Raw genomic sequence first — 25,792 nt, forward strand, 5'->3', positions numbered from 1 at the left:
CCCTCCCTTCATGATCACCGTTTCGGGGTCGTCTGCATCGTAGCCCTTGACGGCCCGCGGGCACGATTGTTAACTTCGCCGAAATCGTTTTCGGCAGCTTTCGGCAACAGCCCGAGAACCGGCCCCAAACCCGCTTTCACCAGCGGTCATCGATGGGAGTTGGCGTGCGAATCAGTTTCGAGCCCGGCGCGGGCGGGCAGCTGCCGTCGCTCGGTGGGGCGACGGTGGGCGCCCCGGTCCGGTGCTCCTATGTGGGCGGCGGCACCGACGAGTTCGGCTACGCCGCCGTCGTCGCGGACGGCCCCGGCTGGGTCGGCACCCGCGAGTGGGAGCGCGACGGTCTCACGGTCGCGGTCGAGGACCGGTACGAGGCCGGCGCCGGCGTCGTCCACCTGACCCGCCGCGTGCGGGCGAGCGGCCCGGAGGGCTCGGCGATCCGGCTCGAACTCGCGGTCGACCTGCCCGAGGCCGGCGAGCAGGTCCGTTACTGCGCTCCCGCGATGGTCTACAGCCCGGCCCAGCACGCCGAGCCGGCCACGCATCTGTTCAGCGACGCCCGGCTGGCGTACCCGCTGGTGCTGGCCTGGATCGGCGGGCAGTCCACCGCCCTCGTGCGGACCAGCCTGCCCGCCTACGACGACGCCCCGCGGCGCGAGCCGGGCGACAGCGACTACGTCCACCGTACGGACATCGGCGCGGCCGGCTTCATCGCCGGCGGCACCCACCCGCGACTCGTCGTCACCTGGCCCTACCGCGAAGGGGACCGCTCGAACCTGCTCGACGCCGAAGGCACTCCCGCCGCGGCGTACCACCCCGTCGGCCCCGAGGGTCTCGACGTGACGCTGCGGTACGACCTGGTGCGGCGGGAGGCGCCCACCTTCGCCGACGCGGTCGCGGGTGCCTACGCGTACGCCGCGCAGGTCAATCCGCCCCGCGTGGCCAAGTTGCCGTTCACCTTGGACGAGGGCATCCGGCTGCGCCTGGAGTCGCTGACCCACACGTGGGCGCAGTGGCCGGGAGGGGCCGGGTTCCGGCTGAACTTCGACCCCGACCGCGGCTACGACGCCGAGGCGAAGGCCTTCGGCGCCTCGTTCACCGAGCACGGCATGGCCGGCTCGCACGCCGTCCTGGAGTACGGCTTCACCGGCCGGCAGCTCGACGTGGCGCACACCCTGGCCGAGCGGCTCGGCGGCGAGTGGGTCGAGCGGGCCGACCGGGTCTGCGACTTCTTCACCACCGAGCTGGCCACGGACGAGGGCTTCCTCTACACCCTCTACTCGATCGACAAGGGCCGCCCGCTGTTCAGCTGCGGCGACCCCGACGGCCCGGTCATGCACTATCTCGGCGGCTCCGGCGAGCCCGGGGCGTACCTGCGGATGATGACCGAGGCGGCGGGTGACCTGCTGCGCAACCACCGCCGCCGGCAGCGCCCCGGATGGTTCGACACCTGCGTGCGTTTCGCCGGCTTCCTGCTCGCCGCGCAGGAGGAGGACGGCTCCTGGTACCGCGCGTACAGCCCGGCCGGCAAGCCGCTCGACGGCGGATGGCTGGGCGCCGGCGCGGAAGGCAAGGCGAGCACGGCCGTACCGGTGCCTTATCTGCTGGATCTGGCCCGGGACATCGATCCGCGGCAGCGGCGGCGGCTGATCGAGGCGGCCGAGCGCGCCGGCGAGTACGTGCTGCGCGAGCAGGTGGCCCGCGACGACTACCGCGGCGGCACCCTCGACAACCCCAACGTCGTCGACAAGGAGGCCGCCGAGCTGGCCATGACGGCGCTGCTTTCCCTGTACGAGACCACGGGCGACCCGAAATGGCTGACCGGGGCCGAGCGCGCGGCGCGACTGGCCGTCACGTGGCACCTGCTCTGGGACGTCCCGCCGCGCCCGGGCACCCGGGTCGCCGCCGCCGGGGTGCGCTCCACCGGCTGGGGTGGCATCAACTCCACCTGGGGCGCCGGCGTCACCGACATCTACTCACTGTTCTTCCTCGACTCGTTCGTGCGGATCAGCCGGCTGACCGGCGACCCGCTGTACGAGACCGTCGCCGACCTGGCCGCGTACGGCTGCCAGCAGGTCCTCTCCCACCCGGGCGAGAGCTTCGGCTTCGCCGGCACCGGCATGCAGCCCGAGGGGATCTCCTTCTGCGACCAGGGCGTCGACGCCGGCCTGATCGCCAAGGGCGACACCTGGGGCGGCCTCGGCTGGCCCTACACCGCGGGCACCTCCGGCCTGCAGCGCTACCTCTCCGCGAAAGGGAACTCCCATGTCCTTCACCCGTAGGGCCCTGGCCGCCGTCGCGGTCACCGCCACCCTGTCGCTCACCGCCTGCGGCGGATCCATCGCCTCGCAGACCGGCGGGTCCGGCGGCGACGAGATCACCGTCATGTCCAACTTCACCTCCGACGTCGCCCGCGGCAAGGTGCTCGACCAGCTGATCACCCGGTTCAACGAGCAGAACGGCGGCAAGTACAAGGTCGTCTCGAAGCCGGAGGCGGACTGGCCCACGATGCAGTCGAAGATCAAGTCGATGATCTCGGCCGGCAACACGCCCGACGTGTTCCTCTACAACTACAACCCCAACGACCTGTCGCGCGAGCAGTCCGGCAAGCTCATGGACTGGACGCCGTACCTGAACGCCGACCCGGAGTGGAAGGCCCGCTTCCGCGCCGAGAACCTCGCGGCCGTCACGCAGAACGGCCAGGTCACCGGCATCCCCGGCGACCAGGCGCCCGCCCTCGTCTACTACCACAAGGACCTGTTCGCCAAGGCCGGGATCACCGCCTTCCCGACGACCTGGGCCGAGTTCGACGCCGCGGCCGGCAAGCTCAAGGCCGCCGGCGTGGCGCCGCTCGCGCTGCAGACCAGCGACGACGCCTGGTACGCCATGAACGCCTTCAGCTACCTGGCGGTCGCCAACGGCGGCGCGGACGTCTACGGGCCCGGCAAGCCGCTCGACTCCCCCGCCATCGTCTCCGCGGCCGAGCAGATGAAGAAGCTGTTCGGCGACTCCACCAAGGACGCCGTCGGCTCCAACTACGCCGTCGCGTCGCGCAACTTCCTCTCCGGGCAGGCCGCCATGGTCATCGACGGGCCGTGGCTGATCAGCAGCATCCGCAAGGACGTCGCCAACCCCGACGACGTGGCCGTGGCGGTCCCGCCGGGCACCGGCGACGTGGTCACCGACTCACTGAACGTGTGGGGCGCCGCCAAGCAGTCCGACCAGGGCAAGGCCGACGCGGTGGCCGCGTGGCTGAAGTTCCTGACCGCCAACGAGAACGCCGCCACCATGTCGGTGCAGGGCGAGTACCCGCTCGCCGTCAAGACCACCCTGAGCGACACCCAGAAGGCCGCCGCCAACACCCAGATGCGGCAGGTCATCGAGCTGTCCGGCGCCGCGCCGACCTCGGTCGTCCAGATGGCCCGCGAGATCAAGCCGGCCGCGCAGGCCAAACTTCCGTCGCTGCTCGAGGGGCTGGCGCTGGGCAGCACGTCGCCGCAGGACTTCGCCGCCCAGTTGCAGGCGGCCAACAAGTGACAGCACCCCGGAAACCGCGTCCCCTGGCGTCGGGCCGGCAGCTCACCCTCTACCTGGCGCCCGCCGTCGCCCTGGTGGCCCTGTTCCTGGTCTTCCCGCTGATCTTCACGTCGTACATGAGCTTCACCGAGTGGGCGGGGCTCGGCCCGGCGCAGTACATCGGGCTCGACAACTTCGTGACGCTCTACCACGACTCCGCGTTCCGGGAAGCCTTCACCAACACGATCTGGTGGGTGCTGATCGGCCTGGTCGTGCACACCCCGCTGTGCGTACTCGTGGCTCTGGTCCTGCACCGCAAGCCGAGGTTCTGGAAGTTCTTCCGCACCGCGTTCTTCCTGCCGAACGTCATCTCCAGCACGGCGCTGGCGTTCCTCTGGTACTTCGTCTTCCACGTCTCGCTCGGCCTGGTCAACAAGCTGCTCGCCGTGGCCGGCCTGGAGTCGTGGCAGCGCAACTGGCTGTTCGACCCGCACACCGCGCTGTGGGCCACCATGCTGCCGTTCGTCATCTACATCGGCTTCGGCATGGTGCTCTTCCTGACCCAGATCTCCACCATCCCGGGGGAGCTCTTCGAGGCGGCGGAGCTGGACGGCGCGTCCGCGTGGCGCCAGGACTGGTCGATCACGATCCCGCTGATCCGCCGGGCCATCGCGCTGCAGGCCGTCTTCGTGGTCGGCTACGCGCTGCGGATGTTCGAGTACCCGTTCATCATGACCGGCGGCGGGCCGGCCGATCACTCCATGACCCTGTCGCTCTACATCTACCAGCAGATGGTGACCGCCAACCGGTACGGCCTGTCGATGGCCGCCGGGCTCGTCACGCTCGCGCTCGGCGCGGTGCTGATGCTGGGCGTGTTCGCCGTGCTGCGCCGGACGGAGAAGTGATGCCCCGATCCGTACGCTGGCCCGTCCTCGGCATCTTCTCGGTGCTGACCGTCGTGCCGTTCCTGTGGCTGCTGATGTCCTCGCTCAAGACCAGCGAGGAGATCTTCGCCGACCCGTTCGGGCTGCCCGGCAGCTTCTCGCTCGGCAACTTCACCGGCGCGTGGGAGGCGCATCCGCTGGGCCGGTTCCTGCTCAACAGCGTGGTCGTGGCGGTCGTCGCCACGGCGCTGATCATCGTGGCGTCGCTGCTGGCGGCGTACGCGCTGATGTATCGCTTCCGGATCAGCAGGGCCGTGCTCGCCTTTCTGGTCTTCGGGCTGCTGCTGCCGGTCAACGCGCTGCTGGTGCCGATCTTCTACGTCATCAACGACCTGCGGCTCTACAACTCCGTGTGGGGCGTGGCCCTGACCTACGCCGGCATCTTCTTCCCGACCGGCTTCCTGATCATCAAGGGCTACATGGACACCACGCCCGAGGAGATCCTCGAGGCGGCCCGGATGGACGGCGCGTCCTTCCACCGCGTCTTCCGCTCGGTCGTCGCGCCGCTGACCGTGCCCGGCGTCGTCACCGCCGCCATCTTCCTGCTCATCACCACCTGGAACGAGCTGCTCTTCGCCACCGTCCTGACCCAGGACGAGCAGGCCCAGACGGTCCAGGTGGGCGTGCGGTTCTTCCTCACCACGTACGCCGCCAACTACCCTCAGGCCTTCGCCGCCACCGTGATGTCGATCCTGCCGACCATCCTCGTGTACGTCGTGCTCAGCAACCGCGTCATCGGGGGCATGACGGCGGGCAGCCTCAAGTGACAAGGACACCCCTCATGTCTGCAGCCGGACTTCCGGTCGACCCCTCCCACGGCGCCCTGGCCCCGGTCGGCGTCCGCGACGTCACGCTCACCGGCGGCTTCTGGGGCGACCGCCAGCGCCTCAACGCGACCGCGATCCTCGCCCACGCCGAGCAGTGGACCGAGCGGATGGGCTGGACCGGCAACTTCGACGCCGCCGCCGAGGGCCGGCTCCCCCGCGACCGGCGCGGCCGCGAGTTCGCCGACTCCGAGATCTACAAGCTGCTCGAGGCGATGTCCTGGGAGGTCGCCCGCAGCGGCAGCCAGGACGTCGAGCGGCGGCTGCGGGCGCTCACCGCGCGCGTGGCCGCCGCCCAGGAGCCCGACGGCTACCTCAACACCATGTTCGGCCGGCCCGGGCAGGGCGCACGCTACAGCGACCTCGAGTGGGGCCACGAGCTCTACTGCTTCGGCCACCTCATCCAGGCCGGCGTCGCCCGGCTGCGCACCGCGGGCCCCGGCGACCAGCTCGTGCGGGTGGCCCTGCGGGCCGCCGACCACGTGTGCGCGGAGTTCGGCCCGGGTGGCCGCGACGGCGTCTGCGGCCACCCGGAGATCGAAGTGGCCCTGGCCGAGCTGGCCCGCGCCACCGGCGAGCGCAGATACCTCGAGCAGGCGGCGCTGTTCCTCGACCGGCGCGGGCACGGCCGGCTCGGCCCGATCGGGTTCGGCGCGGCCTACTTCCAGGACGACGAGCCCTTCCGGACGGCCTCCGCCCTGCGCGGGCACGCGGTGCGCGCGCTCTACCTGGCCGCCGGGGCGGTCGACGTGGCGGTCGACACCGGCGACACCGAGCTGCTGGACGCGGCGATCCGCCAGACCGCCCGGGCCCTGGAACGACGCACCTACCTGACCGGCGGCATGGGCTCGCACCACGAGGGCGAGGCCTTCGGCGACGACTTCGAGCTGCCGCCGGACCGGGCGTACTCGGAGACCTGCGCCGGGGTCGCCTCGGTCATGCTCAACCAGCGGCTGCTGCTGGCCACCGGCGAGGCCCGCTACGCCGACGCGGTGGAGCGCACGCTCTACAACGTGGTGGCGACCTCCCCGGCGGCCGACGGGCGCGCGTTCTTCTACGTCAACACGCTGCACCAGCGCGAGCCGGGCCGGGTGCCCGAGCCGGACCGGGCCAGCCCCCGGGCCGCGTCGAGCCTGCGCGCGCCCTGGTTCGAGGTGTCCTGCTGCCCGACCAACGTGGCGCGCACGCTGGCCTCGCTCGGCGCGTACGTGGCCACCACCGACGCGGGCGGCGTGCAGCTGCACCAGTACGCCGCCGGCCGCATCGCCACGACCCTCGCCGACGGTTCGCCGGTCGAGCTGCGGGTGGAGACGCTGTATCCCGCCGACGGCCGGGTGCGGGTGACCGTGCTGTCCGGGCCCGAGCGGGCGTGGACGCTGCGGGTGCGCGTACCCGCCTGGGCGTCGGGGGCGACGCTGGACGGCGCCGCGGTGCAGCCGGGGTACGCCGAGTTGACCCGGGCCTTCGTCGCGGGCGACGCGGTGGAGCTCGACCTGCCCGTACGGGCGCGCTGGACCTGGGCGGACCCGCGCATCGACGCCGTGCGGGGCACCGTCGCGGTCGAGCGCGGCCCGCTCGTCTACTGCCTCACCGGCGCCGACGTCGCGACGGCCCGGGTGCGTACGGACATGGCCCCACTCGACCGCGACGGCCGGGTCCTGGTGCCGATCGCGGCGCACGAGACCACCGGCGCGCCCTGGCCCTACCCCGGCACCGCACCCGGGGGTACGGACGCCGAGCCGGAACTGGTGCCCCTGACGCCCTACCACGCGTGGGGCAACGACGGCCCGTCCACCATGCGGGTGTGGATTCCCACGGTCTGACCCGCGGAGGCCGCCCCGAGCCCCGGCCTTGCCAGCCGGGGCTCAGCTCCGGCCGGTACCGTGGATCTTTCGGGTCCCCGGTTCGTGAGGAGTTGAGATTCCGCCGTGGGCGGTTACGGGTGGCAGATCGTTCTCGTCGTCGTGCTCGTGCTGGTGAACGCCGTCTTCTCCGGCAGCGAGATGGCCCTGGTGTCGCTGCGCGAGAGCCAGCTGCAGCGGCTGGAGCGCGAGACGCGGACCGGCGGGACCCTGGCCAAGCTGGCCCGGGACCCCAACAGGTTCCTCGCCACGATCCAGATCGGCATCACGCTCGCCGGCTTCCTGGCGTCGGCCTCCGCGGCGGTGTCGCTGGCCAAGCCGCTGGTCGGGCCGCTCGGCTTCCTGGGCGACGCGGCGGACCCGGTGTCGATCGTCGCAGTCACGATCGTCCTGACGTTCTTCACGCTGGTCGTCGGCGAGCTCGCGCCCAAGCGCATCGCCATGCAGCGCGCCGAGGGCTGGGCCCTGCTGGTGGCGCGCCCGCTCGACCTGCTGTCGACGGTCGCGCGGCCGGTCAACTGGCTGCTCGGCAGGACCACCGACCTGGTCGTGCGGCTCACCGGCAACAACCCCGACGCGGGCCGCGAGGAGGTCAGCGCCGAGGAGATCCGCGACATGGTCGAGGCGCAGCAGGAGTTCTCCGCCGAGCAGCGCACGATCATCTCGGGCGCCTTCGAGATCGCCGACCGCATCCTGCGCGAGATCCTCGTCCCGCGCCGCGACGTGCTGGTGCTCCCGGCCGACCTGCCCGCCCCCGAGGCGCTCGCCAAGCTGGTCGCGGGCGGTCACTCCCGGGCGCCGGTCGTCGGGCCGGTCGGCCTGGACGACGTGCTCGGCGTGGTGCACCTGCGCGACCTGATCGGCGCGGCCGGGCCGGTCAAGGAGCACATGTTCGCGGCGGTCTTTCTGCCCGAGACGCTCAAGGTGTCCGACGCTATGCTGCAGCTGCGCACCCAGCGCCAGCAGTTCGCCCTGGTCGTCGACGAGCGCGGGGCCATCGACGGCATCGTCACCATGGAGGACCTGGTCGAGGAGGTCGTCGGCGAGATCTACGACGAGACCGACCGCGACGTGCAGTCGGTCGTGCACGAGGAGGACGGCGCCATGCTGCTGCCCGGCACCTTCCCGATCCACGACCTGCCCGACATCGGCGTGGCCGTGGAGAACCTCGAGGACGGCGACTACACGACGGTCGCGGGCCTGGTGCTCGCCCGGCTGGGGCACATCCCGACCGCGCCCGGCGAGGTGGTGGTGCTCGACGGGCACACCGCCGAGGTCACCGAGATCACCGGGCACGCGATCACCGGGCTGCGCCTGCGTCCCTACTTGACGGCGAGCTCGCCCAGCTCGGACCAGTCGTCCTGATCGACGGTCTGGCTGATGATCCGCGGCGTGGCCCGCAGATAGGGCGGCAGCTCGCGCTGCGCCTGCTTGAAGTGCGCCGAGCCGACGTGGGCGGCGCCGGCGTCCCCGTCGCGGAAGGCCTCGACCAGCACGTACTCGTCCGGGTCGTCGAGGCTGCGCGACCAGTCGAACCAGAGGCAGCCGGGCTCGGCCCGGGTCGCGCGGGTGAACTCGCCGGCGATCTCGGGCCACTGCCCGGCGTGCTCCGCCTTGACGAGGAACTTGGCGGTGATGAAGATCATCTTTCGGTCCTTTCCGGGTCCCAGCAGGAAACCCCTCTGCGTCCATCAGGAAATCCCTTCCGTGTCCACCAGGAAATCACGCGACGGGGCGGACGGCACGGCATAGGCTCGCCGGCATGCCGAAGGAGACCGGCCGCAAGGTCATCGCGTCCAACAAGAAGGCGCGCCACGACTACGAGGTGCTGAAGACGTACGAGGCCGGTCTCGTCCTGGCCGGCACGGAGGTCAAGTCGCTGCGCGCCGGCTACGCCTCGCTGGTCGACGCCTTCGCGCAGGAGCACGAGGGCGAGCTGATGCTCTACAACCTGCACATCGCCGAGTACGGGTTCGGCTCGTGGACCAACCACGCCCCGCGGCGCACGCGGAAACTGCTCCTGCACCGCCTGGAGATCGACCGCATCCTCGACAAGCTGCGCGAGCCCGGGGTGGCGCTGGTCCCGCTGTCGCTCTACTTCAACGAGGGCTGGGCCAAGGTGGAGCTGGCGCTGGCGAAGGGCCGCAAGGAGTACGACAAGCGGCAGGCCATCGCCAAGCGGGACGCCGACAAGGAGATCGCCCGGGCCCTCGGCCGCAGCCTCAAGGGTCACTCAGCGAAATCAGGGGGTCACCCTAGAGGGTGAATCTGTGAGATCCTATGCGTCGTGTCGGCGGCGGATCTTTGGCAGCGCGCGCAGGTGTCCGGAAGCCCCCTGGTGTCGGACGTGGACCCCAGTGGCCTCGTGGAGGTCACCTTCGTGTGGCGTGGCGAGGCCGAGCGCACCTCGGTCGGCTGGGGCAGCCGCTTCCCGCTGACCCGCGAGCCCGGCACCGACCTGTGGCACGGAACGTTCCGGCTGCCCGCGCGCCTGCGATCGATCTACTTCGTGTCCCACCTGCCGGACGACGACTTCTCACCCCCGCGCGACACCCGGGCCGTCGGCCCCGCGCACATCGACCCGCTGAACCCGGACACGATGCTGTTCCCAGCCGATCCCGGCGACCCGAGCGACCGGGACGCGTACGTGTCCCGGCTGACCCTGCCCCTGGCGCCGCCGGAAACCTGGCCCGTCCCCCAGCCGGGCGTGCCCGCCGGCACGATCGAGGAGGTCACGCTCGACAGCGGGCGCCGCGTCTCGGTCCACGTGCCCGCCGGCGGCCGCCGCGCCGGGCTGCCCGCGCTGGTGGTCTTCGACGGCTATCTGGGCCGCACGGTCATGGGCATCCCCGCGACCTGCGACAACCTCATCGCCGCGGGGCGCATCCCGCCCCTGGTGACGATCTTCCTGCACGGGACGGACGACACCCGCGACAAGGACCTGACCCCCGACTCGGAGGAGACGACCCGCTTCGTCACCCGCGAGCTCATGCCCTGGGCCCGCCGGCAGTACGGCATCAGCCCGTACCCCCGCGACATCGCCGTCGCGGGCGCCTCCCTCGGCGGCCTCATGGCCGCCCACGTGGCCCTGCGAGCCCCGGACGTCTTCGGCGCCGTGATCAGCCAGTCGGGCAGCTTCTGGTGGCCCCACCCCGAGCACGGCGAGCCGGAGTGGCTGACCCGCGAGTACGCCCGCCTCCCCCGCGCCGGCCTCCGCTTCTACCTCGACGTCGGCGACCGCGAAACCACATCGGTCGGTCCGGGCGCCCCCAACCAGATAGCCTCAAGCCGCCACCTGCGCGACGCCCTGCGCGCCAAGGGCTACCCCGTCACCTACACCGAATACCCGGGCTGGCACGACTACGTCAACTGGCGCAACCTCTTCCCCACCGCCCTGACAGCAATCTTCGGCCGCCCCTGAAGCACCCACCAGCCGGCGTGACCGCCAAGACGACACCGAAGCCGCCAAGCGGACCCATCACCAGCGCGTACGGCAAGTCGCCACGATCCGAAGACCCACGCGAGCAGAAAACTCTGATCGCAATCAGGCCGCGTGCACTCATTTGCCGATGTGAGTGAATTGACAAGAGTTCTTCCAGTTACCCGGAGTATTAGCCTACCCCTCCAGAGTCTGATGTGACGATCTTCTCCGGCGGCGCCGAAGCCGAGCCGAGCCGCTGGCCCCCGTAACCATGCTCCAACCCTCCGGCCAAACACTCCGATCGTGGCCGACCTCCGGCGACTCCATGACCGGGTTCTCGACGATCACCTCTCCGAATCCCGGATCTCCCAATCCGGGTTCGAACCTGGATCCGGTGAAGTCCGCACCGCCGGATAATCTCGCTCCCGAGAAATTTGCTCGCCCGTCGAAGGCGCAGCCGCGGAACGACGCGAATCCAACAAAGTGGGTTCCAGCGAAGAATTCGTCTGTATTAAATCGCACCGAAGCTTCAAATCTCGAACCGGCGAACCATGCATTCCCATTTAAGGTGGCTCCTCGGAAGTCAATCGGCCCGCGAACGGTGACTCCTTGAACGAGGAGCAGGTCGCAAGCAATTTCGGTGAACCAGGACTCGCCGACGAATGTCGCGTTGTTCAGTGTGAGTGATTTGAGGGAAGCACGTTGCAGCGAGAAGTCCTCGAGGTGCGCACCTGTAAGGTCGACTGCGTCTACCTCCGGCCAGTGCAGTTCCGCATTACCTGGGGAAAGGTGTTCGGTCAGCAGCCCCTGCGCGGCCTTCCGTACCTCCAGCTCGGCGCGGCCTTCCAGTTCGCCGTCCTGCAATGCCGCCAAGTCATCGCCGGAGGCGGATGAACTGATTGGCCGAGACGCGAAGGCGCTCGGCGGCATGCGGAGATACGAGCAGACGATCTTTGCGACCATCTGTCGCTGCCTCGGATCTTCCTGCCCGAGGCGTTCCAATGCGTATAGCCCCGCCAGCCGCACCGGCGCCTTGACTGAGCCGAGTTGATCAGCCGCCTTTATGTAGAGCTCGGTTGTCCGCCTTTCATTCGCATCGTGCAAATTCGCGGCCGCGATTCGCTCGGCCCGCTCCGCGTTGTCCTCTGCGACATGCTCCGAGTGGATTTGTGTGCGCTCCTGCAACCATTGCCGGCGCGCCGTTAGCAGCAACGCCAACGTTCCGCCTGTTGTCAGGCCGGCGGTGAAGGCCGTTCTGATCGCGTCAAGGCGTCGAGCTGGATCGTCGCCTGCCACATCAAGGAGCCAGAAAACGAGGCCAACGGTTCCCGCCGCGACGACCACCAACCCCGCTGCGACCGCACGCCAAGAGAGGGCCCGCAAGCTCGGGCCCTCGTACCGAGAGACAGCCATCCATGATCCGCCGATTCACTCGCTGGACTGTGCATCCATTCGCTCGGACGAGTGTAAATCCGGCTGTCATCTAGGATCATCCGCCGAGTCGTTCACAACGCCAAGATCACTTATCCGGATCTGCCGCTGAGTGCGCGCGGTGGACGGCAGAGAGCTGTCACACAATGTGACGCAAGCTGGCGTCGGCGGCCACCGTACGCCCTAACGATGAGTGCATGTCTGATCTCATCCCATAGCCGGACCCAGGTGTTGACGCTTCGGCGAGCTGCTTCAGATTGAGCAACTGCCGTCGCGCCATGACCAGGTCACCCACCGACAGTCCGACGGCGGCCCAGCGGTTCGTCTGCATGACTACCTTGAGTAACAGCCGTGTGGTGTTGCGGTCCTGCGGCACCAGCACGTACGACATGAATCCACCCATGATGCGCCCGGTGAGCTGTTTCTCAAGGTCGACCGAAACGATCCTGCCCAGCTTCCGCCCGCCCGCCGTAGTGAACGCCTCTCCAACCTCAGGCGGCGGGAGGCGCAGCAATTGTCGAGGCGAGCGTCGACCCAGGTTGTCGATCCAGTCATACGCATACGGTGCGACTCTGACCTGGACAATCCAGGGCCACACCGCCGCGGCAGGCGCCTCGACGCGCACTCCTCGCCACGCCTGGAGGGCGGGTGAGTCGACGAAGTCATCGCACGGATAGGAACGGAGCATCTCGTCGTTCGTCACGTCCCACCGGTCACCGAGCATGTATCCATCTTCGGTCATCACCCGGCCATCCGGGTCCCGCCGCCGAGCGTGCGCGGCGAGCCGGCGGGCGCCGCCACACCCTGTGATGCCAGCCTGGTTGGCTCGGCGCATGCTCGTGCCGAGATGAGTGCGTCGCCCCCGCAGCAAAATATTAAGAATGAGCCTTTTGCCACCTGTCCCCTGGCGAAGCGCTCTGGCGGCAACGGTCCAGAAAGCGGTGGCTCCGGGGTTGTGGCGGAGGCCATCATGTCAGCGTGAAGCAGTACCGGAGCCTTGATGACCCGCTCAACGGCGCTGATGTCGTAGTCGTCGGTCTGTTCTCGGCCAAGGAGAGAAGTTTTGAGGCCCGGCTCGACGAGCTCGCGGCCGTAGTCGAGGCGCGCGGTGGTCGGGTGGTGGGTCGATACGTTCAACGCCGCGGTGCCTCCGACCGGTGGAAACAACGTCCCGGCGGGGCCGCCCGGATGTCGCGGCCCTTCTCTCGCCGGACGCTGCTGACACATGGCAAGGTCCGGGAGATCGCCGATGCCTGCCGCATAGGGGACGTCGACGTCGCGGTCTTCGTGAACGCCCTGACACCCGTTCAGCGGACAGTCCTGGCCGACATCCTGGACTGTGCCGTATTCAGCGGCGACGATCTCGCCGTCGACGGCGGAAAGGGGTAGCGGCAGACCGCCGAAGGAGAGCGCAAGGGAAGGCGATCAGCACCTCTGATGCGTTCACCTGGACAAGGGTAGAACTACGGTCGCTCGTTGGCGAAGCAGTATCCGAGCGTTTAGCTGTTTGGAACGCCGGAGTCGCTGTGTGAGTCCTCGCTGTCGTGATCAACTTTGCCCACCTGGCAGGCGGCGACGATGCTGTAGGTCGGCGAAGGACGTCTATTGGCCATCCGCCGGACCGGCAAGTGGCTCAAGATCGATTGCCCTCATCTGTCGCCGACAATGAGCGGCGTGAACCGCTATGGCCGTAAAAGCGCCGACGGCTCCCTCCCTGCGTCACCGCCCGGTGAGGCCGCGGCCGGCAGCGATGCGGTCCACCGCTTGCTTCGCCTCGAGCAGGGTCGAGCCGGTCTGCTTGCGGTAGGCGCGGACGGCCTCGATCGTCCGCCCGTTCTCCACGTGGTGGATCACCTCGGATTCTTCCGGCGCGGCGATACCGAGGTGGTCCATCACCAGATCAAGCTTGCGCCGTACGGCCGCCAGCTGGGCTGCCGAGCTGCGCCGCTCCTGGAGCCAGGCCCCGGATGCCGCGGCGACCGATCCGATACTGGCGATGACAAGCAACGTCATCTCGAAACCACTCATCGACCCATCAAACCAGCCCTCCGCCACTCGAGTCCCGGGTACTCGCAGGGACCGGGCGCTGCCGGGGCCGGGACCCGAGTTCCGGCCGGCCAGGACGTGCGGGAACGCCGCGATCCTCTCTCGTCAGCGCCGGCACAGCAGCGATGACATCACTCGAAAATCTCCTCATATTTGACCTTGATGCGTCCGTGGTAGCTATCGACTACCAAATACCAGTCGTCGTCATGCGGCACCTCGAGGACGATCGGGGTGAAGTCGAAGAAGCCACCGTGGTACTCGTACTCGTCGCCGTCGAGGTACGCCTGGTACTCGCTCGTGTCCATGAGACAGACCCGCGCGGACGAGCCGCGCAGTTGGATCTCCAGCTGAGTGCCGCCGGCACAGCCACCGAGGTCGAACCACAGGTGTTCCATATGAAATACATAACGGGCCGTAACGCGAGCGCAAAGCTCGCCGCCCGTTGGCAAACGGCTCACTCACGTTCATGTGCCTCCGCTGGCGTTCTACGAGGCAGTCAACACACCGAACCACACCCTGAGGCGGCCGTCCCGGGTGGACCGGCACGCCGCGACCCGCAGGCTCGAACTCCTCGCCGCCACCGCCGGGATCCGGATGCCGAGGATGCACCCGCACATGCTGCGCCACACGTTCGTGACCACCATGCTCGACGCCGGCGTCAGCCTCCGCGACGTCCAGATCGCCGCCCGGCACGCCGACCCCAAGACCACCATGCGCTACGGCCGGGCCCGCAAGAACCTTGACCGGCACCCCAACTACATCCTCGCCGCCTACATGGCCTCCGGCACATAACAGCGAGCGACGGGCTAGAGCGAGCGACTCCGCCGAGCAGAGTCGATTGGGCAGGGAATCCGGCGGCGACGACTGTCGTATGATCGTCGCCTTCACGAAGAACACTGGAAGTGGTCATGCCTCGCCGGTCTCCGGGCGAGATCAGGTCTCTGCTACCGCGGCGACGCCAATGCGGTCGATCGCCGGTGATCCGTGGGTTGTCAGCGTCGGCCAACCGCCAGATCGCTGAGTTCGAGCGGGTTGCCGGGTTGCCTCCCGGGGAGGTGGCGCATGCGTTTCGCCGCTGGTCTCACTCCCACCGTGGCCGAGGAGTCGAGCCCGCCCATGACATAGTTCCGGAGGACTGGCGCGTCGACTGTCACGTGCGCACGCTGCTCGAGCATGCGGCATGGGCGCTTCGCCGCAAGGCGCGCCGTGAGTTGCGCGCCGCGCTTCGTCCCTGCGACGACCGCTATCAAGCGCGCACGGTCAACAACCCGTTGCTCCGGCAGGATCTGCACTGGTGGCTGCGCCGCATCGAAATATGACCGGTGGACCTTGACCTCAGTTACCGGATCTGCCGCAGTCTGATTGGTGCGAAGCGTAAGAGGGCGGCTCGCCGTCATGGTGGCAGTTGCCGGAGCCTCGCCATGTCGATGATGTCCTTCTGCCGCCACGGCCGGCCGTTGCGCAACGCGGGGAACTGTTCCTTCATGGCGAGCATGCCGGAGACGCTCATGGCGAGGACCGGCGTGCCGTCGAGTGTCACAGGCTGCTCGTCGAAGGATCCTGGCGGGAACAGCCAGTCGGAGAACCGCCCGAGGGGCTGGCTGAACGATCCGTCCGCCCGCCGATCGAAGTAGGCGGTGCTGAACGGGACGCCGTCCCACACGTACTCGCAGGACTCCTCCGGCGGTTGGGTCGGCAACGCCGTGGCGCCGGCTGCCAACAGAAGCGCCTTCGACTGCTCGGCGTGAATGCGCTCGACCCAGAATTCCACGTCGCCGTGCTCGCGCGTGATCCGGCCGATCCTCGCGTCGAGTCCCCAACCGCCGAACAGCCATGCCGAGACATCGGCCACCTGGAGGGCCGCTACGACCTTGCGGATGACACGCAACTGCCCCTCGGTCTTCTCGTCCATGACGACGATCCTGGCACGCAGGTGGACCCGCTTCCTTGGCTGAACCCGAGCGTGCGTCCCGGCGGAGGCGGCCGTCCGCTGCGTGCGAGGTGTCAGTGGACCGGTCATCGGCTGGTCGAGTTCCGGGGTGTCTCGGGGTGGGTGGCGGCGCACCGCCTGGCCATCCGCCGCGATCTGGTGAGGGCCACGTGAGTCAGCGGAATCAGTGCCAGCACCCCGACGAGGGCGCAGACGCCGGGCCAGCCAAGCAGCGGATAGCACCGCAGCCCGAGCCACGAGCCCACGGCGCCGCCGATGTACGCGCAGGTCATGTAGGCGGTGTTGCGGCGGCTGCGGGCGGTGTCGCTGATCGCGTAGACGCGGACCTGGTTGGCGACCATGCCGGACTGCATGGCCACGTCGAGCACCAGGGTCCCGGCGACCAGCCACGCCAGGTGGCCGCCGGCGCCCGCGGCCAGCAGGGCGGAGGCGGCGACGACGGCGGCCGCGCACACCAGGTTGGCGAGGTCGGGACCGTGACGGTCGGTGAGTCGACCGGCGAGCGGGGTGGCCAGCATGGTGGCGGCGTTCACCAGGGCCAGCAGCCCGACGGCCCGGGCGTCGTAGCCGTAGGCCGGGCCGGTGAGCAGCAGTGCCATGCAGGTCCAGGCGGCGGAGAAGCCGGCGAAGATCGCGGCCTGGTAGAGGCACGACCGGCGCAGGTCGCTCTCGCGCATCAGCAGGCGTATCGGCGCGACGAGCAGGTGGGCGACGGACGGCGGGCGGGTGGCCGCCGGAGCCTGCGGCAGGACGCGGTGCAGCCAGGCCGCGAAGATCAGCAGGAGGACGGCGGAGATCACGTACGGGGCCCGCCAGCCCCACCAGTGCACCAGGTAGCCGCTGAACGTCCGCGACAGCAGCATGCCGCCGGTGCCACCGCTGAGCAGGAGCCCGGTCGTGAGGCCGCGCCGTTGCGGCGGCACCAGGCCGGCCGTCATCGGGCCGATGATCGGCGCGACCACCGTGGCGGTGCCGATCATCAGGCTGAGAGCGATCAGCTGTGGCAGAGCAGGCGCCGCCGCGGCCAGCAGCAGGGCGCCGGCCGTGACCGTCAGCAGGATCGTCAGAAGCCGGCGGTACGGAACCCGGTCTCCGAGCGGGACCAGCAGGAACAGCCCGGCGGTGTAGCCGGCCTGGGTGGCGGTGACGATGCCGGCGGCCGCGCCGACGGGCACGTGCAGCCCCGCGGCTACAGCCGGGGCAATCGACTGCGGGAAATAGACGTTGCCGACGGCGATGCCGCAGACCGTTGCGAGCAGCAGCACGAGGCGAGGTTTCATACGCGTAGCCCAGCGCCGGTGCGGCGCCGTGCCAACAAATGTAGGCTGCGGCTAAATGATCCAGTACGAGCTGAGCGCCGAGGATCTCGCGGACACCCGCTTCGCGATATCGCCCGTCCAGGAGCTGGTGTGCAGCCTGTGGGCACTGCGCGACCCGGGCCGGTACGCGCTGCACCTCCCGTGGCGCCGGGCCGCCCTGGCGGCACTCGACCCGGATGACCTGGAGCTGTTGCTGTCCCTGGTGGGAGACAGCCGCGCCCTGCCGGACTTCCTCACGCCGCGCCCGGCGACTTTCGCGCCGCTGCCGGCCGAGCAACTCGACGAGATCCGCCGCACGCCGAACGAGCTGGTCGAGCGCGACATCGCGGCGACCCACGCGCCGGGGCCGGTGCCTGCCGTGCTGCGCGCCGCATCCCTCAGCGACCTCGTCGACGTGCTCGAACGCTACTGGTCGGCCGCCATGGCGGAATCCTGGCCGCGGATGCGCCTGGTGATGGAGGCCGACACGACCTATCGTGCGCGGCAGCTCGCCACGGGCGGTGCGCGACTCCTCTTCGCAGACCTTCATCCGAACGTCAGCTGGGCCGATGGTGCGCTGCGCATCGACCAGATGATCGGCCGATACCGGGTGTCCGCCGCCGGGCAAGGCCTCCTGCTGCTCCCGTCGATCTTCGCCTACAAGGCGATCCCGCCCATGAGTTCAGCCGAGCCTCCGTGGCTGGCCTACCCGGCCCGGGGCATCGCGACCCTCTGGCAGACCACCGTTCCTCCGGGCCCCGAGGTGGTGGCCGCCCTCGTCGGCCCGCCCAAGGCCAGGCTCCTGCACCTGCTGGCCGAGACACTGCCCACCGTGGAGCTGGCCCGCCGCCTGCGGGTGACCCCGAGCGCGGTCTCCCAGCACCTGCGGATCCTGCACGCCGGTGGCCTGGTGACCCGCATCCGGGACGGCCGCCAGGTCCTCTACCGCCGCAGCGCCCTCGGCGATCGCCTGATCGAGGGGGCCTGACCGGTCAGCCGGTCGGCGCTGGAGGCGTGCCGCTTCCGTGCGGGACGTGGTTCGGCCAGACTCGGGGCATGATCGATCTGGTGCTCACCAACACGTCCCGCGGCGACATCGGCGTCGACGGCGGGCGGATCGTGCCGGCCGGGCCGGCGCGGGAGACGCGGGACCTGGGCGGCCGGCTGGTCACTCCCCCGCTGGTCGAGCCGCACATTCATCTTGACGCCGTACGCACCGTCGGGCAGCCGCGGGCGAATCTGTCCGGTTCGCTGTTCGAGGGGATCGCGATCTGGGGCGAGCGGGTGCGCGACCTGACCGTCGACGATGTCAAGGAGCGCGTGCGGCGGGTGCTGCGCTGGCAGGTGGCCTGCGGGGTGCAGTACGTGCGCAGTCATGTCGATGTCTGCGATCCGGAGCTGCGGGCGCTGCGGGCGCTGGTCGAGCTGCGCGACGAGGTGCGCGGGATGGTGGATCTGCAGCTGGTGGCGTTCCCTCAGCAGGGGATCAGGTCGTTCGACGGCGGCGAGGAGCTGATGCGGCGGGCGGTGGAGCTGGGCGCGGACGTGGTCGGGGCGATCCCGCACTACGAACTGACCCGGGAGGACGGCGTCGAGTCGGTGCGCTTCGCGATGGCGCTGGCCCAGGAGCACGGGCTGCGCGTCGACATCCACTGCGACGAGACCGACGACGAGCACTCGCGGTTCCTGGAGACGATGGTGGCCGAGACCATCCGGCGGGGGCTGGGCGGGCGGGTGACGGCCAGTCACACCACGGCCATGCATTCCTACAACGCCGCGTACGCCTCCCGGCTGATCGCCAACATCGCCCGGGCCGGGCTGCACATGGTGACGAACCCGCTGGACAACGCGGTCCTGCAGGGGCGCTTCGACGCGGGGCCGGTCCGGCGCGGGCACACCCGGGTGAAGGAGTTGCTCGCGGCCGGGGTCAACGTGGCGATCGGGCACGACTCGGTGATGGACCCGTGGTACCCGCTGGGGTTCGGCGACCCGCTGCAGGCCGCGTTCGTGCTGGCCCACCTCGGGCACATGAGCGGCGCCGGCGAGCTGCGCACGCTGCTCGACATGATCACCAGCGGGCCGGCCGCGGCGCTCGGGGTCGAGGACTACGGGATCCGGCTGGGCGGCCCGGCGGATCTGGTGGTGTTCGACGCGACGAGCGAGGCGGAGGCGTTGCGGCTGCTGCGGCCGCGCTTGCTGGTGCTGCGGGCGGGCCGGATCGTCGCCGAGACCCAGCCCGCCCGCAGCACCGTCGTCTGGGACGGCGTACCGGAGGAAGTCGATTTCACTCGATGACGGCGTGGCGGTCGCGCTGGAAGCGGAACAGGATGACATAGACCAGCGCGGTCAGGACGAAGCCGACCTCGAAGGTGATGTCGCCGAGCGCCGGCGTGTGCTCGGGGACCGGCCCGACGTACTGGGTCTGGTTGGAGAACAGCCAGATGGACACCGCCATGCCGACTCCCATGGCGACCACACCGGCCCACGGGTTGTGCTTCTTGTCGTAGAGGAAGCCGTCGACGCGCTTGCCGCGCCGCAGAAACCAGTCGGCGAAATACACGGCGAGCCACGGGCCGATCCAGTACGAGATGATCAGCAGGAAGTTCTCGTACTTGTGGCCGGCGTCGCTGAGCCCCGACCAGGCCAGCAGGAAGCCGAACACGCCGAACACCCCGGAGACGATGGCCCGGCGCAGCCCGAGCGGCACGGTGACGCCGAGCGCCAGGAACGACATCGAGCCGGAGTAGATGTTGATGGCGTTGGCGCTGATCGCCCCGAGCGCGATGGCCAGCAGGGTCAGGTCGCCGACGAGCGAGGGCAGGTGGCTGGTGAACGCCTCGGTCGGGTTCTCGATGCCGGGCGCCGCGATCGTGGCCGAGGCGGCGCCGACGATCTGCAGGAACGTGCACGAGACGAAGACGCCGAGGCCGGCCCAGACGCCGGTGGCCACCTTGCTGGTCGCCGGGGGCAGGTAGCGGGTGTAGTCGGTGGCGTACGGGTTCCAGCCGGCCGCGTACCCGAACGACGCCCCGACGGTCAGCAGGAACCCGCCGGTGCCACCGGTGCCGCCGGCCACCGCCGACGGGGTCGCCTTGCTCAGCGTGATGACCGAGGTGATCAGGAAGATCACCGCGAGGATCGGGAACGCGTACCGCTCGAACGCCTGCACCAGGTTGTGCCCGAAGAACGCGATGGCCACCTGGGCGATGACCACGATCAGCAGGCACAGCAGGTTGGGCAGGCCGGTCAGGGTGGCGAGGGCGAGCGCGCCGCTGACGCTGTTGACCGCGAACCAGCCGATGCCGGCCACGACGGCGTTGAGGCCGGCCGGCAGGATGTTGCCGCGGTAGCCGAAGCCGATGCGGGAGAGCACCATCTGCGGCACGCCCATCGACGGCCCGCGCGCCGAGAGGATGCCGTGGGTCGCCGACCCGAGCGCCGTGCCCAGCACGATCGCGGCCACCGCCTGGCCGAACGTCTGCTGGAAGTACAGCACCGAGATGACGCCCACGAAGACGGTCGCGAACTCCAGGTTCGGCGACATCCACGTCCAGAACAGATGCAGCGGCCGGCCGTGCCGCTCGCGCAACGGAATGAAGCCGGCGCCACCCGGCTCCACGGCGGTCAGCCGGGCGCCGTACGTGCCCTCCCGGACCTCGGCCGATACCTCGGACGGTGTTCCCAATGCGGTCATGTGTGTCCCGCCTCCGATCCCGACGGACCTCGATCAGTGGAGTACACCGCCGATCTGCGCCGGTCGGATTCCGCGCGCGTTTCGGGCCCGTTGCGCGCCGGGCCGACGGCTGTCGTAACAGTCGGCGCGTACGGTCGGGGCCGGTCTTCCTCCTAGGCTGGGATGTGACTCATGACGACACCGGACATTCCGCTGTTCGACATCGGCGCATGGCGGGCCGCCGGCGGCCGGGAGCGCGCCGCGCTGGCCGCCCGGCTCGACCGGGCCATGCAGGACTCCGGATTCTTCCTGGTCGGCGGGCACGGCATCGACGCTGCGCTCAAGGAGCGCATCCGTGAGTCGTCCCGCGCCTTCTTCACGCTGCCCGACACCGTCAAGCAGGCGTACGCGACGGGTGTCGGCGGGCGGGGGTGGATAGCCTCCGGCCGGGAGGCGAACGCGTTCTACGGCGAGGTCGCCGACGCGGAGAAGGCCGACCTGAAGGAGACCTACACCCTCGGGCGTGCGGACCTGGACGGCGACCCCGCCTGGTTCGCGGCGAACGTCTGGCCGGCCGAGGTGCCCGGCCTGCGCGAGCCGGTGACCGCGTACGCCGCCCAGGTCCAGGACCTCTATCGGGAGCTGCTGGAGGTGCTGGCCACCGCGCTCGGGCTGGCACCCGGCTACTTCGCCGACCGGACCCGCAACGCGCCGTACACCTTCAACATCAACCGCTATCCGGCGCTGGCGGCCACCGGTGCGCCGCTCGAGGGGCAGTTCCGGGTCGCGCCGCACACCGACTGGGGGATGCTGACCGTCCTCGACCGGCAGCCGGGCTACGGCGGGCTGCAGGTGCAGACCCTCGACGGGCAGTGGGCGGACGCGCCGTACGTGCCGGGCGCCTTCACGGTCAACATCGCGGACCTGCTCGCCCGGTGGACCGGCGACCGGTGGCGTTCCACCCGGCACCGGGTGCTGCCCCCGTCGGACGCCGCTCCGGACGAGGAGCTGATCAGCCTCATCGTCTTCTGCGAGATGGACATGGACCGGGTCGTCACGCCGCTCGAGCCGCCGGTCGGTGGCGGGACGGACTATCCGCCGGTGGTGGCCGGCGACTACTACCGGGAGCGGGAGGCCGCGGCCTCGGTCGGCTGACCCCTCGAGACCGCGGGCGGTGGCTCACCACCGCCCGCGGCGGTCGTGGATCGGCGCGAGCTGATCAGCAGCCGCCGTCCGTCCTGTGTGCGGGGTCAGTTCACGGCGGTGCGGCGTACCCGGACGAACATCTCGCGGCGCGGGAAGAAGCCGCCGAACAGCCCGCCGATCTCCTGCACCACGACCGTCTCGATGCCGTCGGCGATCGGGATCGTGCTGGGCGGCAGGGCGGCCACCGCGTTGGCGAACGCCTCGTCGAAGCTCAGGTTCTTGGAGAAGCCGGTCGCCTCGTCGCCGTTGTCCCCCACGGCCCGCCGATAGGCGGCGAGTTCCCGCCCGCACTCCTGGATCTGCACCTCGTCGAAGCCCTCCGCGTGGTGCACGGTCACGACGGCCTGGTCCGCGGGGAACAGGACGCTCTCCGAGTACGTGTACGGCGTCACGACCTGCGCGAAGAAGCCGTCCAGCGGCCGCCGCACCAGATCGAACTGCTGCGGGAAGATCCGCCGCGGGTCCTCCACGATGTCGACGGTGAAGCCGGGGCTGGGCAGCTTGCCCTCGGCGACGATGAGGATCTGCGGGCCCGCACGGAAGGCCCGGATGCTGCCCCGCTCGGCCAGTACGTCTGTCATCTCGAAAGTCCCTTCTGCTCGGTCAAAGCCAGAAGGTTGCCACCCGGCGGACGCGGGCACAGCTCACGATCCGACGTATTCACAGGTCTTTCAGGGGCAGTTCGGTGGCCTCGCCGGTCAGCGGGCTGTGCGAGTGCTCGGGCGCGGGCAAAATCGTCCGCGAGAAACGCCCCTGCGCCCGGGTGACCGACACGGCGAAGAGCTGGATCGGCAGCGGCGGCTCGGCGATCGCGCCGGGACCCCAGCGGACCCAGAAGGGGATCCGGCCCTCCTCCGCCTCGGCGAGCAGCTTGTCGATCGTGCGCTGCCGGTGGGTGTGGTCGACCTCGACGACGATGGGCGGGCCGTCCGGGCGGGCGAGCGCGACGTCGAGCACCGAGTGCTGCCGCTCCATCGGCGGCGGCAGCGTCACGACGCTGGCCGCGCGGCGGTAGACCCGCCACCCCTCGGCCTCGCCCCACGCCGCGACCTCGTCGATGAGCAGCGCGGTCACCTGCTCCCGGGTCAGCCCCGAGAACGTCAGCGCCGCGAGCCGGCCCGCCAGATCCTGCACCCGGCCAGCGTAGTCGCCCCCGGCGGAGGCGCCCGCTCGGCGTAGTCGGTCCGTGATGGAGGCGCCCGCTCGGCGTAGTCAGTCGGTGATGGAGGCGCCCGTTCGGCGCATTCAGTCCGTGATGGAGGCGCGGAAGGTGTAGCGGTCCCCCCGGTACGCCTGGACGGTCAGCTCGATCGGCACCGCCTCCTGGTTGAAGGTCAGCTGCGTCGCGGCCAGGATCGGCACCGGCCCGGCGATCTCCAGCTGCGCCCGCTCCTCGTCGGTGGCGTTGCGCGCCTCGACCGAGTAGTCGGCGTAGTGCGGCCGCTGGGCCGGTGACGCCGCGCGCAGCACCTCGTAGAGGGAGTGCTCCGCGAAGTCGGCGGCGGCCAGCGCCGGGGCGACCGCGAGCGGCAGCCGGTTGTGCTCGACCGCGATGACCAGGTCGTTGAGGAAGCGCAGCCGGCGCATCTCGAACAGGTCGGCGCCGGCCACCGTGTTGAGCAGCTCGGCCTCGCGCGTGGTCGCCGGGCGCACGCCCGAGGACAGCACCTTGCTGCGCATGACGAGCCCACGCTGCTGGGCGAGGTCGGTGAAGCCGAGCACCCGGCCGCCGGCGCCGGGGCGCGGCTTCGGGGCGGCGGCGATGGCCCAGCCGCGGGCGGGCAGAGACACCAGCAGCCCGCGTTCCCGCAGCTCGGCGAGGGCGGCGCGGATGGTGACGCGGGAGGCGTCGTAGCGCTCGGCGAGCTGCCGCTCGGAGGGCAGCCGGGCGCCGTCGGCACCGTCGGCCGCGCGCAGGTCCTCCTCGATGCGGTCGGCGAGGCGGAGGTACAGCGGCAACGCGTCGGGGCCGAGCAGAGGGCGCGTCTCCATGCCGCCAAGCTACCAGGAGCAGACCAGTTGAAGTCATTGACAGCCCAGTTGCATACCAGTAGCTTCCAGCAGCAGACCAGACGGCGAGACGGAGTGACACATGGCAGGCAGCGCCTTCACCGAGGCGGAGATCCAGCACCAGCCGGACGTCTGGCGGGCCACGCGCGCCGTCGTGGCGGACGCGCGCAGCGAGGCCGACGACCTGCTCGCCGCCGCCCTGGCCGACCCGCGGACCCGCGTCGTCCTGACCGGCGCGGGCACCTCGGCCTACGCCGGCGAGCTGCTCGCCCCCGAGCTCTCCCGCACGCTCGGGCGGCCCGTCGAGGCGGTGCCCACGACCGACATCGTCACCGACCCGGACACGGTTGCCGGGGGCGACCGCCCGGTGCTGCTGGTGTCCTTCGCCCGCAGCGGCAACAGCCCCGAGTCGGTCGCGGCCGCCGAGCTGGTCGACCGGCTGGCGGCGAGCGCGCATCACCTGGTGATCACCTGCAACGCCGAGGGCGCGCTGAGCCGCCGCTACACCGGCGCCGGCAACGCGACCGTCATCGCCCTGCCGCCCGCGACCAACGACCGCGGGTTCGCCATGACGTCGTCGTTCACCAGCATGGTGCTGGCCGCGTACCTGTGCCTGGGCGGCGACGCCGACGTGGACGCCCTCGCGGACGCGGCGCAGAGCGTGCTGGGCGGCGCCGACGACATCGCGAAGACCGTGACGGCGCTGGCGCCCGGCCGGATCGTCTACCTCGGCTCGGGCAGCCTCAAGGGGCTCGCCCACGAGGCCGCGCTCAAGTGCCTCGAGCTGACCGCCGGCGACGTGGCGGCGCTCGGCGAGTCCACGCTGGCCTTCCGGCACGGGCCGAAGGCCGCCCTGACCCCGGACACCCTCGCGGCCGTCTTCGTCTCCGGCGACGCCTACCGGCGCGCCTACGACCTCGATCTCGTACGCGAACTCGTGTCCTCCCTCGGCGCCGCCCGCGTCGTGGTGATCGCCGACCGGGCGTACGAGAGCGGTGTCGTGCAGTGGACCGTGCCGCGGCCGCCGGGCCTCCCGGACGCGCTCTGGGCCGTCGCCGCCGTCATCCCCGCCCAGCTCACCGCGCTCGCCTGCGCCCTGGCCCGCGGCCACACGCCGGACAACCCGTTCCCGGCCGGGGAGGTCAACCGGGTCGTGCGGGGCGTGACCATCCACCCCTTCGGCGAAGGCGAGGACTGACATGTTCCTGGGCGTGGACGGCGGCGGCAGCAAGACCGCCTTCTGCCTGATCGACGATGCCGGGACCGTGGTGGCCGAGGCCCGCACGGCGAGCATCTACTACCTGATGAGCAGCATCGACATCGTCGCCCCGCTGCTCGCCGAGGGCGTCGCACAGGTCTGCGCGCGGGCGGGGATCGAGCCGGCCGGCATCACGTACGCCTTCTTCGGCATCCCCTGCTACGGCGAGGTCTCCGCGGACGTCGCCACGCTCGACGCCCTGCCCGCCGCCGTGCTCGGCCACGACCGCTACCGCTGCGGCAACGACATGATCTGCGGCTGGGCGGGCTCGCTGGGCGGCATCGACGGGATCAACGTCGTGGCGGGCACCGGCTCCATCTCGTACGGGGAGAACGGGGCCCGCCGCGCCCGCGCC

27 protein-coding genes are annotated in these 25,792 nt (G+C 70.4%); 16 read left to right on the forward strand and 11 right to left on the reverse strand.

Annotation, left to right across the window (positions count from 1 at the left end):
- The first annotated feature begins 164 nt into the window (after positions 1 to 164).
- The 6 genes from RBH18_RS07595 (at position 165) to RBH18_RS07620 (ending at position 8,508) form a co-directional block, all read left to right on the forward strand.
- Positions 165 to 2,279, forward strand: a complete 2,115-nt coding sequence (locus RBH18_RS07595) for a hypothetical protein (RefSeq protein WP_306205242.1) — start codon at positions 165 to 167, stop codon at positions 2,277 to 2,279.
- Positions 2,263 to 3,534 (forward strand): ABC transporter substrate-binding protein, encoded by a 1,272-nt coding sequence (locus RBH18_RS07600; RefSeq protein ID WP_306205243.1) that lies wholly within the window; start codon positions 2,263 to 2,265, stop codon positions 3,532 to 3,534. Before RBH18_RS07595 ends, RBH18_RS07600 begins: the two co-directional genes overlap by 17 nt.
- Positions 3,531 to 4,418, forward strand: a complete 888-nt coding sequence (locus RBH18_RS07605) for a carbohydrate ABC transporter permease (protein WP_306205244.1) — start codon at positions 3,531 to 3,533, stop codon at positions 4,416 to 4,418. Before RBH18_RS07600 ends, RBH18_RS07605 begins: the two co-directional genes overlap by 4 nt.
- On the forward strand, positions 4,418 to 5,224 hold the full coding sequence (locus tag RBH18_RS07610) for a carbohydrate ABC transporter permease (protein ID WP_306205245.1): 807 nt from the start codon (positions 4,418 to 4,420) through the stop codon (positions 5,222 to 5,224). Before RBH18_RS07605 ends, RBH18_RS07610 begins: the two co-directional genes overlap by 1 nt.
- A 14-nt stretch (positions 5,225 to 5,238) precedes the next feature.
- Positions 5,239 to 7,104, forward strand: a complete 1,866-nt coding sequence (locus RBH18_RS07615; RefSeq protein ID WP_306205246.1) for a glycoside hydrolase family 127 protein — start codon at positions 5,239 to 5,241, stop codon at positions 7,102 to 7,104.
- 105 nt (positions 7,105 to 7,209) lie between these two features.
- Positions 7,210 to 8,508, forward strand: coding sequence for a hemolysin family protein (locus RBH18_RS07620; protein WP_306205247.1), 1,299 nt, complete (start codon positions 7,210 to 7,212; stop codon positions 8,506 to 8,508).
- Here RBH18_RS07620 and RBH18_RS07625 read toward each other — a convergent pair.
- Positions 8,466 to 8,789, reverse strand: coding sequence for a putative quinol monooxygenase (locus RBH18_RS07625; protein WP_306205248.1), 324 nt, complete (start codon positions 8,787 to 8,789; stop codon positions 8,466 to 8,468). The genes RBH18_RS07620 and RBH18_RS07625 overlap by 43 nt on opposite strands.
- Before the next feature lie 116 nt (positions 8,790 to 8,905).
- On the opposite strand from RBH18_RS07625, the gene smpB reads away from it, so the two are divergent.
- Both smpB and RBH18_RS07635 read left to right on the forward strand, forming a co-directional pair.
- Positions 8,906 to 9,409 (forward strand): SsrA-binding protein SmpB, encoded by a 504-nt coding sequence (smpB, locus tag RBH18_RS07630; RefSeq protein WP_306205249.1) that lies wholly within the window; start codon positions 8,906 to 8,908, stop codon positions 9,407 to 9,409.
- An 81-nt stretch (positions 9,410 to 9,490) separates the two neighbouring features.
- The gene (locus RBH18_RS07635) at positions 9,491 to 10,564 is read left to right on the forward strand and encodes an alpha/beta hydrolase (protein WP_306205250.1); all 1,074 of its coding nucleotides are present in this window, start codon (positions 9,491 to 9,493) and stop codon (positions 10,562 to 10,564) included.
- A gap of 195 nt (positions 10,565 to 10,759) precedes the next feature.
- On the opposite strand, the gene RBH18_RS07640 is transcribed toward RBH18_RS07635, so the two are convergent.
- Together RBH18_RS07640 and RBH18_RS07645 are read right to left on the reverse strand one after the other, a co-directional pair.
- Positions 10,760 to 11,908: a pentapeptide repeat-containing protein gene (locus RBH18_RS07640; RefSeq protein WP_306205270.1), complete on the reverse strand. Its 1,149-nt coding sequence runs from the start codon at positions 11,906 to 11,908 to the stop codon at positions 10,760 to 10,762.
- Between the two features lie 226 nt (positions 11,909 to 12,134).
- A complete protein-coding gene (locus tag RBH18_RS07645; protein ID WP_306205251.1) occupies positions 12,135 to 12,719 on the reverse strand; it encodes a polyketide cyclase in 585 nt (194 codons plus the stop codon).
- A 254-nt stretch (positions 12,720 to 12,973) separates the two neighbouring features.
- On the opposite strand from RBH18_RS07645, the gene RBH18_RS07650 reads away from it, so the two are divergent.
- Positions 12,974 to 13,384 carry an HflX-like GTP-binding protein gene (locus tag RBH18_RS07650; RefSeq protein ID WP_306205252.1) on the forward strand — a complete coding sequence of 137 codons (411 nt, stop codon included), beginning with the start codon at positions 12,974 to 12,976 and terminating at the stop codon, positions 13,382 to 13,384.
- Between the two features lie 330 nt (positions 13,385 to 13,714).
- Here RBH18_RS07650 and RBH18_RS07655 read toward each other — a convergent pair whose 3' ends face one another.
- Both RBH18_RS07655 and RBH18_RS07660 read right to left on the reverse strand, forming a co-directional pair.
- The gene (locus tag RBH18_RS07655) at positions 13,715 to 14,050 is read right to left on the reverse strand and encodes a hypothetical protein (protein ID WP_306205253.1); all 336 of its coding nucleotides are present in this window, start codon (positions 14,048 to 14,050) and stop codon (positions 13,715 to 13,717) included.
- 122 nt (positions 14,051 to 14,172) lie between these two features.
- Entirely contained in the window at positions 14,173 to 14,436 is a 264-nt protein-coding gene (locus RBH18_RS07660) for a DUF1883 domain-containing protein (protein WP_306205254.1), read from the reverse strand.
- A 73-nt stretch (positions 14,437 to 14,509) separates the two neighbouring features.
- Between RBH18_RS07660 and RBH18_RS07665 the strand changes: the two genes are divergently transcribed.
- On the forward strand, positions 14,510 to 14,833 hold the full coding sequence (locus tag RBH18_RS07665) for a site-specific integrase (RefSeq protein WP_306205255.1): 324 nt from the start codon (positions 14,510 to 14,512) through the stop codon (positions 14,831 to 14,833).
- 362 nt (positions 14,834 to 15,195) lie between these two features.
- Positions 15,196 to 15,360, forward strand: coding sequence for a hypothetical protein (locus RBH18_RS07670; RefSeq protein ID WP_306205256.1), 165 nt, complete (start codon positions 15,196 to 15,198; stop codon positions 15,358 to 15,360).
- A 74-nt stretch (positions 15,361 to 15,434) separates the two neighbouring features.
- On the opposite strand, the gene RBH18_RS07675 is transcribed toward RBH18_RS07670, so the two are convergent.
- Both RBH18_RS07675 and RBH18_RS07680 read right to left on the reverse strand, forming a co-directional pair.
- Positions 15,435 to 15,953: a nucleotidyltransferase domain-containing protein gene (locus tag RBH18_RS07675; RefSeq protein WP_306205257.1), complete on the reverse strand. Its 519-nt coding sequence runs from the start codon at positions 15,951 to 15,953 to the stop codon at positions 15,435 to 15,437.
- A 104-nt stretch (positions 15,954 to 16,057) separates the two neighbouring features.
- The gene (locus tag RBH18_RS07680) at positions 16,058 to 17,272 is read right to left on the reverse strand and encodes an MFS transporter (RefSeq protein WP_306205258.1); all 1,215 of its coding nucleotides are present in this window, start codon (positions 17,270 to 17,272) and stop codon (positions 16,058 to 16,060) included.
- 55 nt (positions 17,273 to 17,327) lie between these two features.
- On the opposite strand from RBH18_RS07680, the gene RBH18_RS07685 reads away from it, so the two are divergent.
- Positions 17,328 to 18,278 (forward strand): ArsR/SmtB family transcription factor, encoded by a 951-nt coding sequence (locus RBH18_RS07685; protein ID WP_306205259.1) that lies wholly within the window; start codon positions 17,328 to 17,330, stop codon positions 18,276 to 18,278.
- A 68-nt stretch (positions 18,279 to 18,346) separates the two neighbouring features.
- On the forward strand, positions 18,347 to 19,585 hold the full coding sequence (gene codA / locus RBH18_RS07690) for a cytosine deaminase (RefSeq protein WP_306205260.1): 1,239 nt from the start codon (positions 18,347 to 18,349) through the stop codon (positions 19,583 to 19,585).
- Here the strand turns inward: codA and RBH18_RS07695 are convergent.
- On the reverse strand, positions 19,575 to 20,984 hold the full coding sequence (locus tag RBH18_RS07695) for a purine-cytosine permease family protein (protein WP_306205261.1): 1,410 nt from the start codon (positions 20,982 to 20,984) through the stop codon (positions 19,575 to 19,577). The genes codA and RBH18_RS07695 overlap by 11 nt on opposite strands.
- A 171-nt stretch (positions 20,985 to 21,155) precedes the next feature.
- Here RBH18_RS07695 and RBH18_RS07700 point away from each other — a divergent pair, with 171 nt between their 5' ends.
- The gene (locus RBH18_RS07700; protein ID WP_306205262.1) at positions 21,156 to 22,118 is read left to right on the forward strand and encodes an isopenicillin N synthase family dioxygenase; all 963 of its coding nucleotides are present in this window, start codon (positions 21,156 to 21,158) and stop codon (positions 22,116 to 22,118) included.
- 95 nt (positions 22,119 to 22,213) lie between these two features.
- Here the strand turns inward: RBH18_RS07700 and RBH18_RS07705 are convergent, their stop codons facing one another.
- The 3 genes from RBH18_RS07705 to RBH18_RS07715 form a co-directional block, all read right to left on the reverse strand.
- Positions 22,214 to 22,750 carry a hypothetical protein gene (locus tag RBH18_RS07705; RefSeq protein ID WP_306205263.1) on the reverse strand — a complete coding sequence of 179 codons (537 nt, stop codon included), beginning with the start codon at positions 22,748 to 22,750 and terminating at the stop codon, positions 22,214 to 22,216.
- Between the two features lie 79 nt (positions 22,751 to 22,829).
- Positions 22,830 to 23,303 (reverse strand): hypothetical protein, encoded by a 474-nt coding sequence (locus tag RBH18_RS07710; RefSeq protein WP_306205264.1) that lies wholly within the window; start codon positions 23,301 to 23,303, stop codon positions 22,830 to 22,832.
- Between the two features lie 111 nt (positions 23,304 to 23,414).
- Complete coding sequence (locus tag RBH18_RS07715; protein WP_306205265.1) at positions 23,415 to 24,161, reverse strand: GntR family transcriptional regulator; 747 nt, start codon at positions 24,159 to 24,161, stop codon at positions 23,415 to 23,417.
- A 100-nt stretch (positions 24,162 to 24,261) separates the two neighbouring features.
- Here RBH18_RS07715 and RBH18_RS07720 point away from each other — a divergent pair, with 100 nt between their 5' ends.
- Entirely contained in the window at positions 24,262 to 25,377 is a 1,116-nt protein-coding gene (locus RBH18_RS07720; RefSeq protein ID WP_306205266.1) for an SIS domain-containing protein, read from the forward strand.
- Between the two features lies 1 nt (position 25,378).
- On the forward strand, positions 25,379 to 25,792 hold a 414-nt coding region (locus RBH18_RS07725; RefSeq protein ID WP_306205267.1), incomplete at its 3' end, for a BadF/BadG/BcrA/BcrD ATPase family protein.

It is taken from the genome of Actinoplanes oryzae (assembly GCF_030757795.1).
In the GTDB taxonomy this organism is placed as follows: Bacteria; Actinomycetota; Actinomycetes; order Mycobacteriales; family Micromonosporaceae; genus Actinoplanes.